We start from the raw sequence: 14,255 nt of genomic DNA on the forward strand, positions 1-14,255 counted from the left end.
GCCCCATCTTTTTCCCGGCTCCCGTCCCGTGAAGGTCCCCCGCTCGACCAGCGGGGACCCTTCTTCGTCCCCACCGTTATCCGGTGCGAGACGCCCGCGCCGGCCGAAGCCCGGATCCTCACCTGAAGCGGTGAACTGCCCCTTATCCCGGGGTCACCAGGGGTAGGGCACTGCTGATCTCGTGCGGGGGTCCGGGTCGACCGGGCCCCCGCACCCATGGACGAAAGGCCGACCCCGCCGTGACGCAGCCGTTCCAACTGCCGGATTTCTATGTGCCCTATCCGGCACGACTGAACCCCCACCTGGAGGACGCGCGGGTCCACACCAAGAAGTGGGCGCGCGCCTTCGGGATGCTGGAGGGTTCCGGCGTCTGGGAGGAGAACGACCTCGACTCGCACGACTACGCGCTGCTCTGCGCGTACACCCACCCCGACTGCGACCGCGACGCGCTGGCCCTGGTCACCGACTGGTACGTGTGGGTGTTCTTCTTCGACGACCACTTCCTGGAGATGTACAAGCGCTCGCAGGACCGTGACGGCGCCAAGCAGTACCTCGACCGGCTCGCCGCCTTCATGCCCATGGACCTGTCCGACGGGTTCCCCGAGCCCACCAACCCGGTGGAGGCCGGGCTCGCGGACCTCTGGGCCCGGACGGTTCCCGCGATGTCCGCTGACTGGCGGGAACGGTTCTCCTTGTCCACGAAGAACCTCCTCGACGAGTCCATGTGGGAGCTCGCCAACATCAACATCGGGCGCGTGGCGAACCCGCTCGAATACATCGAGATGCGCCGCAAGGTGGGCGGCGCCCCCTGGTCGGCCGGTCTGATCGAGTACGTGTCCGCCGAGGTCCCCGCACGCGTCGCGCACTCCCGCGCGCTCGGCGTGCTGCGCGACTCCTTCTCCGACGCCGTGCACATCAGGAACGACATCTTCTCCTACCAGCGTGAGGTCGCCGACGAGGGCGAACTCTCCAATGCCATCCTGGTGTTGGAGACCTTCCTGGGCTGCACCACCCAGGAGGCCGCCGAGGCCTCCAACGACCTGCTCACCTCCCGCCTCCACCAGTTCGAGCAGACCGCGATCGGCGAGCTGCCGCAGCTCTTCGCCGACCACGCGCTGGACCCGACGGAGATCGCGGCCGTCCTCGCCTACGCCAAGGGCCTGCAGGACTGGCAGTCCGGCGGCCACGAGTGGCACATGGTCTCCAGCCGCTACATGAACAAGGAGGCCCGGCCCACCGCCCCCACCACCCTGCCCTTCCTGCCGTCCGGGCTCGGCACCACCTCGCTCGACCTGCGGTCCGTGTTCACACGGCGCTCGATGGAGCTGCGCCACCGCTCCTTCACCCATGTCCCCTTCGAGCGCACCGGCCCCTCCGTCATCCCCGACATCTACATGCCGCACCGGCTCACCCTCAGCCCGCACCTGGCGCACGCGCGCGAGGAGTCCGTGGCCTGGTCCCGGCGGATGGGCCTGCTGGACCCGCAGCCCGGCGACCCCGGCTCCGCGATCTGGACCGAGGAGCGGCTGCGGGGCTTCGACTTCGCCGTCTGCTCCGCCGGGATCGACCCCGACGCGACACCGGAGCAGTTGGTCCTCAACGCCTGCTGGCTGACCTGGGGCACGTACGGGGACGACTACTACCCGGTGGTCTTCGCCCAGAGCAGGAACCTTCCGGCTGCCAAGGCGACCACCGCCCGGCTGATCTCCATGATCCCGGTCGACCACGCCGAACAGCCCGAGCCGGTGACCGCGATGGAGCGCGCTCTCGCCGACCTGTGGGTGCGCACCAGCGCCGCCATGTCCGCCGAGCAACGCGCCGAGTTCCGGGCGACCTTGGTGAACATGCTGGAGAGCTGGCTGTGGGAGGTCGACAACCAGATCCAGAACCGCGTCCCGGACCCGGTGGACTATGCGGAGATGCGCCGCCACACCTTCGGCAGCCACCTCACGATGTACCTGTGCCGGCTCGGGCACCGGGGCCGGGGCATCCCCGAGGAGATCTACGCCTCCGGGACCATCCGTTCCCTGGAGAACGCGGTCGCGGACGCCGCCTGCATGATCAACGACATCTACTCCTACCAGAAGGAGGTGGAGGTCGAAGGTGAGGTCCACAACTACATCCTGGTCACCCGCACCTTCTTCGGCATCGACTACCCGCAGGCCCTGCGCATCTGTCATGAGCTGATGACCCGGCGGACCGAGGAGTTCGAGCACATCGTGGCGACGCAGCTGCCGCTGCTCTACGACGACTGGAAGCTCGACCGGCCGGCCCGGCAGGCCCTGGACGCGTACGTGGGCGAGCTGAAGGACTGGCACGCCGGCATCCTCAACTGGCACCAGAAGATCCGCCGTTACCGCCCGGAGGACCTGCACGCGCGGCCCGACCTGCTGTCCACGGCCGTCCTGGGCGCCGGCTTCGGCATGTCGGCCGCCCGGATCTCGCTGCCCGCCTGATCCCGGCGGTCGGGCCGGCGGGGCACGGGCACGCCCCCGCCGGCCCGGCCGTACGTCAGAACTCGTCGCTCGTGTGCGGCAGTACGGCCGTTCGCAGGGCCGCGTCCAGCGCCGCCGCCGAGCCGGGGGTGTGCTCCCGTACCAGCCCGGAGGCGACGAGTTCCTCGACGCGGGTCCCGCCGAGGTAGCAGGCGGCCAGTTCGCGTGCGTCCAGGGCCAGGTCGGCGGCGGAGTCGGCGTGCTCGTACGTGGCCCCGTCCGGCCCGGCCACCAGCCGGAACCGCCCGGCGTTGGCGGGCATGCGCACGTCGTGCACCTCCAGCACCACCTCCACCGGCGCCGCCCAGGAGCGCTCCGTCAGCGCCGCCCGTACGTCGACCAGGCGCAGCCAGAGCGCGGGGAACTGGGCGGTGACCCGCACCTGGTCCCGGTCCGCGGCGAAGTGCAGCAGCGGGTCGTCGACCGGACGGCCCCACGCGCGGACCTGCCCGGTGAGGTCGAGGGAGGCCACGCACTCCCAGAGCGCGGCGGCGACCGCCGGGGTGTCGGCCTCCAGCTCGTCGACCCGGACCAGGCCGGGCACCCGGGCGGCTCCGGCGCCGTCCTCGGGCTTCGTGCGGTAGAGCACGTATCCGGCGATGGGCTGGTCCGCTTCGCCCAGGACGATGATCCGCGGCGGGCTCAGTTCCTCGTCCTCCTCGTCCTGTTCGGCCAGCCACTCCTGGGACCAGCGCTCCGCACTGCGGGTGGGGCGGCCGGCCCGGCCGGCGCGGGCGGCCTCGTGGAAGGGTCCGACCACGGCGACGGCCTCCTCCGGGTCGACCAGGCGCAGCGGGCGCCGGTCCGGGTCGATGCGCAGGGCCAGCGGGCGGGTGGAGTCGATCTCGATGGTGAGGCCGGTGGTGGCGCTGCCGTAGCCGAACCGCCCGTAGATCGCGGCCTCGGAGGCCCAGAGGGCGGCGAGCGGGCTGCCCGCGTCGGCGGTCCGCCGCAGCATCTCGGTCATCAGCCCGGTGAGCACGCCGCGTCGGCGGTGGGTGGGGGCGACGCCGACGAAGGTCAGCCCGGGGCAGGGCAGGTCCGCCCCGGGCACCGAGAGCCGGAAGTCGTGCGCGGCCATGAAGCCGGCCAGGACCGTGCCGTCGTAGGCGCCGATCCGGTCGCAACTCGCGAGCAGCGCGTGGTGTTTCTCCCGGACCTCCTTCTCGGGCCGGTCGTGGAAGACCAGGTAGGCGAGCTCCAGAGCACGGTCGATGTCGGACTCGGGTACCTCGCGGATGTCCACCATGATCGCGAGACTAATCGGTCATCGCGGGACCGGTCACCTCATAGCATCCGGATCGGCCCGGTCGGCCGGATCGGCCCGGTCGGCAGGACGGCCAGGATCCCGCTACCGTGCCGCGGGGCCGGTCCAGCCGGTCGGGACGTGGCCGAGCCGGACGCGCTGCGGATGGTCGCCGACGGGTACGGAGACCCGCTTGGCGCCGGTGGCGAAGTCGATGGCCGTGACCCGGTCGGCGCCGCTCTCGGAGATCACGCAGGCGCTGCCGTCGCCGGAGACCGTGGCCCAGTACGGCTTGGCGGCGGGCACGAGCGGCCCTTCGGCGAGGGTGGCTCGGTCCACGACGGTCGCGTAGTCGTCCATGGTGCCCGCGACGCAGAGCTTCGCCCCGTCGGGACTCATGGACATGCCGTGGTGGCGGGAGTCGTTGACCCAGGTGGTGCGGTCGGTGCTGGTGGCGGGGTTCATCGGGAGGGTCTTGAGGCGGGTGATCCGGTCGGAGGGGACGTCGTACTCCAGGAAGCCGTTGAAGAAGGACACCTGGAAGTAGAGCTTCGACTCGTCGGGGCTGAAGGACACCGGGCGGACGGCGTCGGACAGGTCGCTGCGGCCGAAGGCGTCCAGCCGCTCCCGCATGTCGATCGCCCGGACGGTGCGGAAGGTCTGCGCGTCGACGACGGTGATCTTGCGGTCGCCCTTCGTCCAGTCCAGCCAGGGCGCGTCCAGGGCGGTGTTCACCTCGCCGATGGAGCTGTTCCACAGGAAGCGGCCGTCGCGGGTGAAGGTGTTCTCGTGCGGCTTGTCCCCGGTGCCGAAGGAGCCGACCTGCCGCCCGGTGGTGATGTCCAGGACGTGCACGGTGTTGGAGGTGGAGGCCGAGACGGCGACGCGGGTCCCGTCCGGCGAGACCGCCATGTGGTCGGAGCGGTATCCGGACACGGGGAAGCGCCAGTTGACGCGTCCGGTGGCCACGTCGATGGACACGACGTCGGCGAAGCTGGGGCGGGAGACGACGACGGCGGAGCCGTCCGGGGTGGTGAACATGTCGTCGACGAACTGGTCGTGCCCCTCGCCCGCGCTCTCCCGGATGCCGAGGAAGAAGGCGAGCTTCACGGGGTTGAGGTAGATCTCGCGCAGCCGCTCCGCCTTGTCGGGGACCACGTCGATCCGGCCGACCTTGGCGAGATCGCCGGTGGAGGCGAGGACGTCGGCGGTCCCCTCCCAGTTGTTCCCGACGAAGAGCACCTCGCGCAGGCCGCCACCCGCGGCACCCGCGGCGGCCGGGGCCGCGGGCGCCGCCGGGGCCGGCGTGAAGGCGGTGAGCAGGGTGGCCGCGGCCAGCAGGCCCAGGGTTCGCACGGTACGCAACATCCGCTCAACTCCGGTACGGGGAAGGGATGGAGAGGGTGCCTCCTATTACCGGCGGGTAAGATAGGGGGAACGCCGAAAGGGCGCAACCCCCACGGGGTGCGCCCTTTTCTCACGTTCGGCCGTCACGCCTTCAGGCGACGGAACCGATCCGGTCGAGCGTCGTGTGCGAGAGGTCCGGGTGGATCGGGATGTGCGCGCCGGTCAGGGCCGCGCCGGTGCCGCCGCGGCGGTTCGCGACGATCTCGGCGGCGATGGACAGCGCGGTCTCCTCCGGGGAGCGGGCGCCGAGGTCCAGGCCGATCGGGGAGCGCAGCCGGGCCAGTTCGAGCTCGGTCACCCCGACCTGACGCAGTCGCTCGTTGCGGTCCTCGTGGGTGCGGCGGGAGCCCATGGCGCCGACGTAGGCGACGGGCAGTTTGAGGGCCAGTTCGAGGAGCGGGACATCGAACTTGGCGTCGTGGGTGAGCACGCACAGGACGGTCCGGCCGTCCACGGCCGTGCTCTCCAGGTAGCGGTGGGGCCAGTCGACGACGATCTCGTCCGCCTCGGGGAAGCGGGTCTTCGTCGCGAAGACGGGCCGCGCGTCGCACACGGTCACCCGGTAGCCGAGGAACTTGCCGATCCGTACGAGGGCGGAGGCGAAGTCGATGGCACCGAAGACGATCATCCGCGGGGGCGGGACGCTGGACTCGACGAGGACCTTCAGCGGCTCGCCGCAGAGCCTGCCGTCGGCACCGATCTCCAGCACGCCGGTCCGCCCGGCGTCGAGCATGGCGCGGGCCTCCTCGGCGACGGTGCGGTCCAGCTCGGGGTGTCCGCCGAGGCCGCCCTGGTGGGCTCCTTCGGTACGGACGAACACGGCGCGGCCCATGAGCTCGGCCGGGCCCTGCGCGATCCGGGCCACCGCCGCGGCCTCGCCGCGGGCGGCGGCGGCCAGGCCGGCCGCGAAGACCTCCCGTGCGGGAGAGCCCACGCGGACCGGGGTGACCAGGATGTCGATGATTCCGCCGCAGGTCAGGCCCACGGCGAAAGCATCGTCGTCGCTGTACCCGAAGCGCTCGTGGACGGTTTCGCCGTCCTCCAGCGCCTGCCGGCACAGCTCGTACACCGCACCTTCCACGCATCCACCGGAGACCGAGCCGATGGCCGTGCCCTCGCTGTCGACGGCGAGAGCGGCCCCGGGCTGCCGGGGCGCGCTCCCGCCGACCGCCACCACGGTGGCGACGGCGAAGTCACGCCCCTGCTCGACCCACCGGTTCAGCTCTTCGGCGATGTCCAGCATGGGGGCCTCCTCGGAGGTTCGGTTCCAGTATCGGATACGCGCATCGGTTGCGCGGATCGGCTACGTGGAGGTGCGGTCACGTGATGATCAGATGGTTCCGGGTCAGCCGACCCCGAGCCAGTGCTCGATCGGGTTCAGGGCGAAGAACACCACGAAGATCGCGGTCAGTGCCCACATGAAGCCGCCGATCTCCCGGGCCTTGCCCTGAGCGATCTTGATGGCGACGTAGGAGATCACACCGGCGGCGACGCCGGCCGTGATCGAGTAGGTGAACGGCATGATCACGACGGTCAGGAAGACCGGGATCGCGGTCGCGCTGTCGGCCCAGTCCACGTGGCGGGCGTTCTGCATCATCATCGCGCCGATGACGACCAGGGCCGCGGAGGCGACCTCACCCGGGACGATCTGCGTGATCGGGGTGAAGAAGAGGCAGGCGGCGAAGAACAGGCCGGTGACCACGGAGGCGAGGCCCGTGCGGGCACCCTCGCCGACGCCGGTCGCGGACTCGACGAAGACGGTCTGGCCGGAGCCGCCCGCGATGCCACCGATGGCGCCACCGGCGCCGTCGATGAAGAGCGCCTTGGACAGACCCGGCATGCGGCCCTTGTCGTCGGCCAGCTTGGCCTCGGTGCCGACACCGATGATGGTGGCCATGGCGTCGAAGAAGCCGGCGAGCACCAGGGTGAAGACGATCATGCCGACCGTCATGTAGCCGACATCGCCCCAGCCGCCGAAGGAGACGTCACCGAAGAGCGAGAAGTTCGGCATCGAGACCGCGGAGCCGTCCAGCTCCGGCGGGCCGTTCTTCCAGGCCTTCGGGTCGATGTCCACGACGGCGTTGAGGATCGCGGCCAGGACGGTACCGCCGACGATGCCGATCAGGATCGCGCCGGGCACCTTGCGGGCCTGGAGCATGAAGATGGCGACCAGGGTGATGCAGAAGAGCAGCACGGGCCAGCCGGACAGCTCACCCACCGCACCGAGCTGGACGGGGGGACCGAACTCCGGACCCTTGCCGACGAAACCGGCCTTGAAGAAGCCGATCAGGGCGACGAAGAGGCCGATGCCCATGGTGATCGCGTGCTTGAGCGCGAGGGGGATCGCGTTCATGATCATCTCGCGGAGGCCGGTGACGACCAGGAGACAGATCACGACACCGTAGACCACACACATGCCCATGGCCTGCGGCCAGGTCATCTGGGGGGCCACCTGCGAGGCCAGCACGCCGGACACGGAGAGACCGGCGGCGAGGGCGAGCGGCACCTTGCCGACGAAGCCCATGAGGAGCGTCGTGACGGCTGCGGCGAACGCGGTGGCGGTGATGATCGCCGACCCGTCCATCACCGTGCCGCCGATGTCCTTGCCCGACAGGAGCAGGGGGTTGAGCAGGAGGATGTACGCCATCGCCATGAAGGTCGTGATACCGCCACGAACCTCGTTGCCGACGTTTGAGCCTCTGTGCGTTATATGGAAATACCGGTCGAGCCAGGACCGTCCGGCGGGCGGCTGGGAGCCGTCGCCGGCGTCCTCCGCGGTGGTCTTGGGCTCTACTGACGATTGGGTCATGGTGCCTAACTCCCAAGGTTCAAAGGGGCACCCGCTTGGAGATTGGAGACGCGGGATTTGGGATGCTGCGTTTGGCTGCACGACCCGGGGTGACGGCCCGAGGCGACGCGAATGTTCACTGCGTTTACTGCGGGTAGTGCGGGGGTGACCGCTGGTACTACGAGGGTTCTTGCAGGGGTACTGCCAGGTGAAGGGACCGCGAGCGGTGCGGTACTTCGTACGTCCTCCGGGCGGTGTGGCGTGAAGTGTGACGTTCCCATGCACACCGCCCGGAGAGTCTGAGGGGGCCGGGAGGCCCCCGGACCACGCCGTCCTAGAGGGTCCCGGTAAGGGCTTCCGGACGGATCGGCGTCTTGTTGATCTCCAGACCCGTCGCCTGCCGGATCGCCGCGATGACGGCCGGGGTGGACGAGAGGGTCGGGGCCTCGCCCATACCGCGCAGGCCGTAGGGGGCCTTCGGGTCGGCGAGCTCCAGGACGTCGACCGGAATGGTCGGGGTGTCCAGGATGGTCGGGATCAGGTAGTCCGTGAAGGAGGGGTTGCGCACCTTCGCGGTCTTCGGGTCCACGATGATCTCTTCCATGATCGCGACGCCCAGACCCTGGGTGGTACCACCCTGGATCTGGCCGACCACGGAAAGCATGTTGAGCGCCTTGCCGACGTCCTGCGCGGTCGCCAGCTCGACGACCTTGACCAGGCCGAGCTCGGTGTCCACCTCGACGACCGCGCGGTGCGCGGCGAAGGTGTACTGGACGTGGCCGTTGCCCTGGCCGGTGACCAGGTCGAAGGGCTCGGTCGGCGCGTGACGGAACTCGAGCTCGAGGTCGATGGCCTCGTCCTCCAGGATGTCGGCGATGTCCGCGAGGACCTCGCCGCCGTCGGTGACGACCTTGCCGCCTTCGAGGAGCAGCTCGGCCGTGGCCCACGCCGGGTGGTACGAGCCGTTCTTGCGGCGGCCGATCTCCAGCAGGGCCTCGCGGACGGCCTCGCAGGTGTTCTTCACCGCGCCACCGGTCATGTACGTCTGCCGGGAGGCGGACGTGGAACCGGCGGAGCCGACCTGCGTGTCGGCCGGGTGGATGGTCACCTGCGTGACACCCAGCTCGGTACGGGCGATCTGCGTGTGGACGGTGATACCGCCCTGGCCGACCTCCGCCATGGCCGTGTGGACCATCGCGACGGGCTCGCCGTTGATGACCTCCAGGCGCACGCGGGCGGTGGAGTAGTCGTCGAAGCCCTCGGAGAAGCCGACGTTCTTGATGCCGACCGCGTAGCCGACGCCGCGCACGACGCCCTCACCGTGGGTGGTGTTCGAGAGGCCACCGGGCAGCGCGCGGACGTCCGCGCTCTCACCGGCGGACTCCCACTGGCGCTCCGGCGGCAGCGGGCGGGCCTTGACCCGGCGCAGCAGCTCGGCCACCGGCGCCGGGGCGTCCACGACCTGGCCGGTGGGCATGATCGTGCCCTGCTCCATGGCGTTCAGCTGGCGGAACTCGACCGGGTCCATGCCCAGCTTCGCCGCGAGCTTGTCCATCTGGGCCTCGTAGGCGAAGCAGGCCTGGACGGCGCCGAAGCCGCGCATCGCGCCACAGGGCGGGTTGTTCGTGTAGAGCGCGATCGCCTCGATGTCCACGTCCTCCAGGACGTACGGACCCACCGAGAGGGAGGAGGCGTTGCCCACGACCGCCGGGGAGGCGGACGCGTACGCGCCGCCGTCCAGGACGATCTTGCACTTCATGTGCGTGAGCTTGCCGTCCTTGGTCGCGCCGTGCTCGTAGTAGAGCTTCGCCGGGTGACGGTGCACGTGGCCGAAGAAGGACTCGAACCGGTTGTAGACGATCTTGACCGGCTTGTTCGTGGCCAGGGCCAGGAGGCAGGCGTGGATCTGCATCGAGATGTCCTCGCGGCCACCGAAGGCTCCGCCGACGCCCGAGAGCGTCATACGGACCTTCTCCGGCGGGAGGCCCAGGACCGGGGCGATCTGCTGGAGGTCCGAGTGCAGCCACTGGGTGGCGACGTAGAGCTCGACGCCGCCGTCCTCGGACGGCACGGCCAGACCGGACTCCGGGCCGAGGAAGGCCTGGTCCTGCATGCCGAAGGTGTACTCGCCCTCGACGATGACGTCGGCGCGCTTGCGGGCCTCGTCCACGTTGCCGCGGATGATCGGCTGGCGGTGCACGATGTTCGGGTGCGGGACGTGACCGATGTGGTGGTCGTCGCGGCCCTCGTGGATCAGCGGCGCGTCCGGGGCGAGGGCGGAGGCCTCGTCCGTGACGAGCGGCAGCTCACGGTAGTCGATCTTGATCTTGGCGGCCGCGCGGCGGGCGGTCTCCGGGTGGTCGGCGGCCACGAGGGCGACCGGCTCACCGTGGTGACGTACCCGGCCGTTGGCGAGCACCGGGGTGTCCTGGATCTCCAGGCCGTAGTTCTTCATCTCGGCCGGCAGGTCGTCGTACGTCAGCACCGAGTACACGCCGGGCATGGCGAGCGCCTCGGAGATGTCGATGGAGACGATCTCGGCGTGGGCGACGGTGCTGCGCAGCGTCTGGCCCCAGAGCATGTCCTCGTGCCACATGTCCGAGGAGTAGGCGAACTCACCGGTGACCTTGAGGGTGCCGTCCGGGCGGAGAATCGATTCGCCGATGCCGCCCTTGTTGTGCTTCTGGGTGACGTTCGTCGGCGTACCGGCGGGCACGGTGCGGGTGTTCTGCGCCATGGTCAGACCGCCTCTCCCTGACGGGCGGCCGCGAGGCGGACCGCGTCGAGGATCTTCTCGTAACCCGTGCAGCGGCAGAGGTTGCCGGACAGGGCCTCACGGATGTCCTGGTCGGACGGGGAGGAGTTCTCCTCCAGGAGCGCGTCCGCCTGGATCAGCAGACCCGGGGTGCAGAAACCGCACTGGACGGCGCCGGCGTCGATGAACGCCTGCTGGACGGTGGAGAGCTCCACGCCCTCGCCGGTCTGCGAGTCAGCCGCTCGACCGGGCCCGTGCGCCTGCCACTGCTTGGCCGCGTCCAGGGACACGCCCTTGCCGCCGCAGCCGCCACCGGTGCCGCAGGCACCGCCGTGGCCGTGCTCGTCGCGCTGCTTGGAGAACTCCGCCAGGCCCTCGACGGTCACGACGTCGCGACCCTCGACCTGACCGGCCGCGACCAGACACGAACAGACCGGCACGCCGTCGAGACGGACGGTGCAGGAACCGCACTCGCCCTGCTCACAGGCGTTCTTGGAGCCCGGCAGGCCCAGGCGCTCACGCAGGACGTAGAGAAGGGACTCGCCCTCCCACACATCGTCGGCTTCCTGCTGACGGCCGTTGACCGTGAAATTGACGCGCATGATTACGCAGCCCCTTCAAGCGAGCGGCCGTTGCCGGTACCGCGGTACTGCTCCCAGGTCCAGACGAGCTGGCGGCGAGCCATGATGCCGACCGCGTGACGGCGGTACTTCGCCGTGCCGCGGACGTCGTCGATCGGGTTGGCCGCGCCGGAGGCGAGGTCACCGAACTGCTTGGCGATCGACGGGGTGATGACCTTGCCGGACTCCCAGAAGCCACCCTCTTCGAGCGCGGCGTTCAGGAACTCCTCGGCGGCCTTCGCCCGGATCGGGGTCGGCGCGGCCGAACCGATTCCGGTGCGGACCGTGCGGGTCTCGGGGTGCAGGGCCAGACCGAACGCGCAGACCGCGATGACCATCGCGTTGCGGGAGCCGACCTTGGAGTACTGCTGGGGGCCGTCCGCCTTCTTGACGTGAACGGTCTTGATGAGCTCGTCGGCGGCGAGCGCGTTGCGCTTCACACCTGTGTAGAACTCGTCGATCGGGATGAGGCGGGAACCGCGTACGGACTCCACCTCGACCTCGGCGCCCGCCGCGAGCAGCGCGGGGTGGGAGTCGCCGGCCGGCGAGGCGCAACCGAGGTTGCCGCCGACACCGCCGCGGTTACGGATCTGCGGGGACGCGACCGTGTGCGAGGCGAGCGCGAGTCCCGGGAGCTCCGTGCGGAGGTTCTCCATGATCTGCGTGTACGGGACGGAGGCGCCCAGGCGAACCACATCCTCGCCGACCTCCCATTCCCGCAGCAGACCGATGCGGTTCAGGTCCAGGAGGTACTCCGGCCGGCGGTGGTCGAAGTTGATCTCGACCATCACGTCGGTGCCACCCGCAATCGGCACAGCTGAGGGGAACTCGGCCTTAGCGGCGAGCGCCTCCTCCCAGCTGGCGGGGCGAAGGAAGTCCATGAGCGGCTCTCTTCTTCTTCATCGTGTCGTTTACTTCAAGCCAGGAGGCCTGAGAGTCCTCGACTGGTCGTTCACGTGCTGTTAACGCGGTGTGGACCCAGTACACAAGCCGCTCGCCCCCGGGTGCAGTCACTGAAACCATGAAGGAGTTGGCTGACGGCCTCCCTCGTCTTGTAGATTCGTATGAAAGGCAGGATGCGACGACCTGCCCGATTTCCAACGGCAACATTCGAGACAGATCGGCGGCGACATCATGCGGCTGCGCGCACTGCTGGAAACCGAGGCGCTGGGGCTGCGGCTGCTCGGCGGCGAGGGTGAACTCGACCGGACGGTCCGCGGGGTCATGACGACCGACCTACGCGATCCCAGCCGATATCTGTCAGGGGGCGAACTCGTCCTGACCGGCCTGGCCTGGAGACGAAATTCAGCCGACTCCGAGCCATTCGTACGAATCCTGGCGAGCGCGGGCGTCGCCGGGCTCGCCGCGGGCGAGGCGGAACTCCAGGCCATTCCCGATGATCTCGTTTCGGCCTGTGTGCGCAATCGGCTGCCGCTGTTCGCAGTGAACGAGGACGTTGCATTCGCCACGATCACGGAGTACGTCGTCCGGCAGGTCTCGGGCGAGCGCGCCGGGGACCTCGCGGCCGTCGTGGACCGACACCGCCGACTGATGACCTCGGGTCCGGCCGGCGGCGGCCCCGACGTGGTGCTCGATCTGCTCACCACCGACCTCGATCTCCGGGCCTGGGTGCTGTCCCCCACCGGCCGGCAGATCGCCGGGGCGGGTGAGCCGCTGGCGCCGGGCGTGTGCGCAGCACTGGCGAGCGAGCACCTTGCGGCGGTCCGGACGGGCCGTAGGGGGCCGCATCGGATCTCCATCCAGGGTATTACCTACTCGCTGTTCCCGATCAGGGGACACGGGCGCGGGGCCGCCGGTCCGGGCGCCCGGGACGTGCGCGAGACGGTGCTCTCGGACTGGCTGCTGGCGGTCGAGGCGGACGCGGGCGACTGGCCCGCCGAACGCCTTGACCTGCTGCAGGGCGTCACCCAGCTGATCGCCGTGGAGCGGGACCGGCGCGACGCGGCCCGCACCGTGCGCCGCCGTCTCGCACAAGAGGTGCTCGAACTGGTCCAGACGGGTGCCCCGCCCGCCGAGATCGCCGCCCGTCTGCGGGTCGCGGCCCCGGTGCTGCTGCCCGGACTGGGCGCCGCCCCGCACTGGCAGGTCGTCGTGGCCCGGGTGGACTGGGAGGGCGGGGACATCCCCGGCGGCCCGGTGGCCCAGTCGCTGCTGGAGGAGATCCTCGTCGACCCGTCCGTCTCGGGGCCCGAGCCCTCGGACCGGATCGCGGTCGCCCACGCGGGTGACGAGGCCATCGCCCTGGTCCCGCTGCCCTCGCTCTCCGGGGACGCCGGGGAGGACAAGGGCCCGGACTCCGCCCTGCACGCCGACGAGCTGCTCGCGACCGTACGGGACCCCCTGGCCGCCGGTCTGGCCGACGACGGCCGGCTCACGCTGGGCGTCAGCGCGGCCGTGCACTCCGCCGAGGGGCTGCGCGGGGCGCTGGAGGAAGCCCGGCACGCCCGCCGGGTGGCCGCGGCGCGTCCGGGCCGGGTCTGCGCGGCGGGTCACCACGAGCTGGCCTCGCACGTGCTGCTGCTGCCGTTCGTCCCGGACGACGTCCGCCGCGCCTTCACGGCCCGGCTGCTGGACCCGCTGCGGGACTACGACCGGCGCCACCGCGCGGAGCTGATCCCGACGCTGGAGGCGTTCCTGGACTGCGACGGTTCCTGGACCCGCTGCGCGACGCGGTTGCACTTGCACGTCAACACGTTGCGCTACCGCGTCGGGCGAATCGAGCAGTTGACGGGGCGGGACCTGTCCCGGCTGGAGGACAAGCTCGACTTCTTCCTGGCACTGCGGATGAGCTGAGAAGATCCGCCCCGGGGCCGCCGGGTTCGGCCACGGGGCGGCTGATGATCCGTCCGGACTTTGTGAAAGAGTTCACCCAACCCCTTGGCCGATGCCGTGGATCCGTGCTCTCATTTCGCCCCAGGGCTCA

The 14,255-nt window shown here is 70.3% G+C and carries 9 protein-coding genes; 2 read left to right on the plus strand and 7 right to left on the minus strand.

Annotation, left to right across the window (positions count from 1 at the left end; genetic code table 11):
• Positions 1 to 239 precede the first annotated feature (239 nt).
• On the plus strand, positions 240 to 2,456 hold the full coding sequence (locus tag AB8A24_RS24340; RefSeq protein WP_369477662.1) for a germacradienol/geosmin synthase: 2,217 nt from the start codon (positions 240 to 242) through the stop codon (positions 2,454 to 2,456).
• A gap of 55 nt (positions 2,457 to 2,511) precedes the next feature.
• On the opposite strand, the gene AB8A24_RS24345 is transcribed toward AB8A24_RS24340, so the two are convergent.
• The 7 genes from AB8A24_RS24345 to AB8A24_RS24375 all read right to left on the minus strand — a co-directional run bounded on the left by AB8A24_RS24345 (position 2,512) and on the right by AB8A24_RS24375 (position 12,192).
• On the minus strand, positions 2,512 to 3,744 hold the full coding sequence (locus AB8A24_RS24345) for a GNAT family N-acetyltransferase (RefSeq protein ID WP_369477663.1): 1,233 nt from the start codon (positions 3,742 to 3,744) through the stop codon (positions 2,512 to 2,514).
• Between the two features lie 102 nt (positions 3,745 to 3,846).
• Positions 3,847 to 5,109, minus strand: coding sequence for a YncE family protein (locus tag AB8A24_RS24350; RefSeq protein ID WP_369477664.1), 1,263 nt, complete (start codon positions 5,107 to 5,109; stop codon positions 3,847 to 3,849).
• 130 nt (positions 5,110 to 5,239) lie between these two features.
• Positions 5,240 to 6,391 (minus strand): XdhC/CoxI family protein, encoded by a 1,152-nt coding sequence (locus AB8A24_RS24355; protein WP_328961078.1) that lies wholly within the window; start codon positions 6,389 to 6,391, stop codon positions 5,240 to 5,242.
• A gap of 102 nt (positions 6,392 to 6,493) precedes the next feature.
• Positions 6,494 to 7,957 carry an NCS2 family permease gene (locus AB8A24_RS24360; protein WP_328961079.1) on the minus strand — a complete coding sequence of 488 codons (1,464 nt, stop codon included), beginning with the start codon at positions 7,955 to 7,957 and terminating at the stop codon, positions 6,494 to 6,496.
• 313 nt (positions 7,958 to 8,270) lie between these two features.
• Entirely contained in the window at positions 8,271 to 10,673 is a 2,403-nt protein-coding gene (pucD, locus tag AB8A24_RS24365) for a xanthine dehydrogenase subunit D (protein WP_328961080.1), read from the minus strand.
• A gap of 2 nt (positions 10,674 to 10,675) precedes the next feature.
• Entirely contained in the window at positions 10,676 to 11,293 is a 618-nt protein-coding gene (locus AB8A24_RS24370) for a (2Fe-2S)-binding protein (RefSeq protein WP_328961081.1), read from the minus strand.
• Positions 11,294 to 11,295: 2 nt separating this feature from the next.
• Positions 11,296 to 12,192, minus strand: a complete 897-nt coding sequence (locus tag AB8A24_RS24375) for a xanthine dehydrogenase family protein subunit M (protein WP_030715117.1) — start codon at positions 12,190 to 12,192, stop codon at positions 11,296 to 11,298.
• Between the two features lie 253 nt (positions 12,193 to 12,445).
• On the opposite strand from AB8A24_RS24375, the gene AB8A24_RS24380 reads away from it, so the two are divergent.
• The gene (locus tag AB8A24_RS24380) at positions 12,446 to 14,125 is read left to right on the plus strand and encodes a PucR family transcriptional regulator ligand-binding domain-containing protein (protein WP_030715121.1); all 1,680 of its coding nucleotides are present in this window, start codon (positions 12,446 to 12,448) and stop codon (positions 14,123 to 14,125) included.
• Positions 14,126 to 14,255 lie beyond the last annotated feature (130 nt).

The sequence above is a fragment of the Streptomyces sp. BF23-19 genome (genome assembly GCF_041106355.1).
Classification (GTDB): Bacteria; Actinomycetota; Actinomycetes; order Streptomycetales; family Streptomycetaceae; genus Streptomyces; species Streptomyces virginiae_A.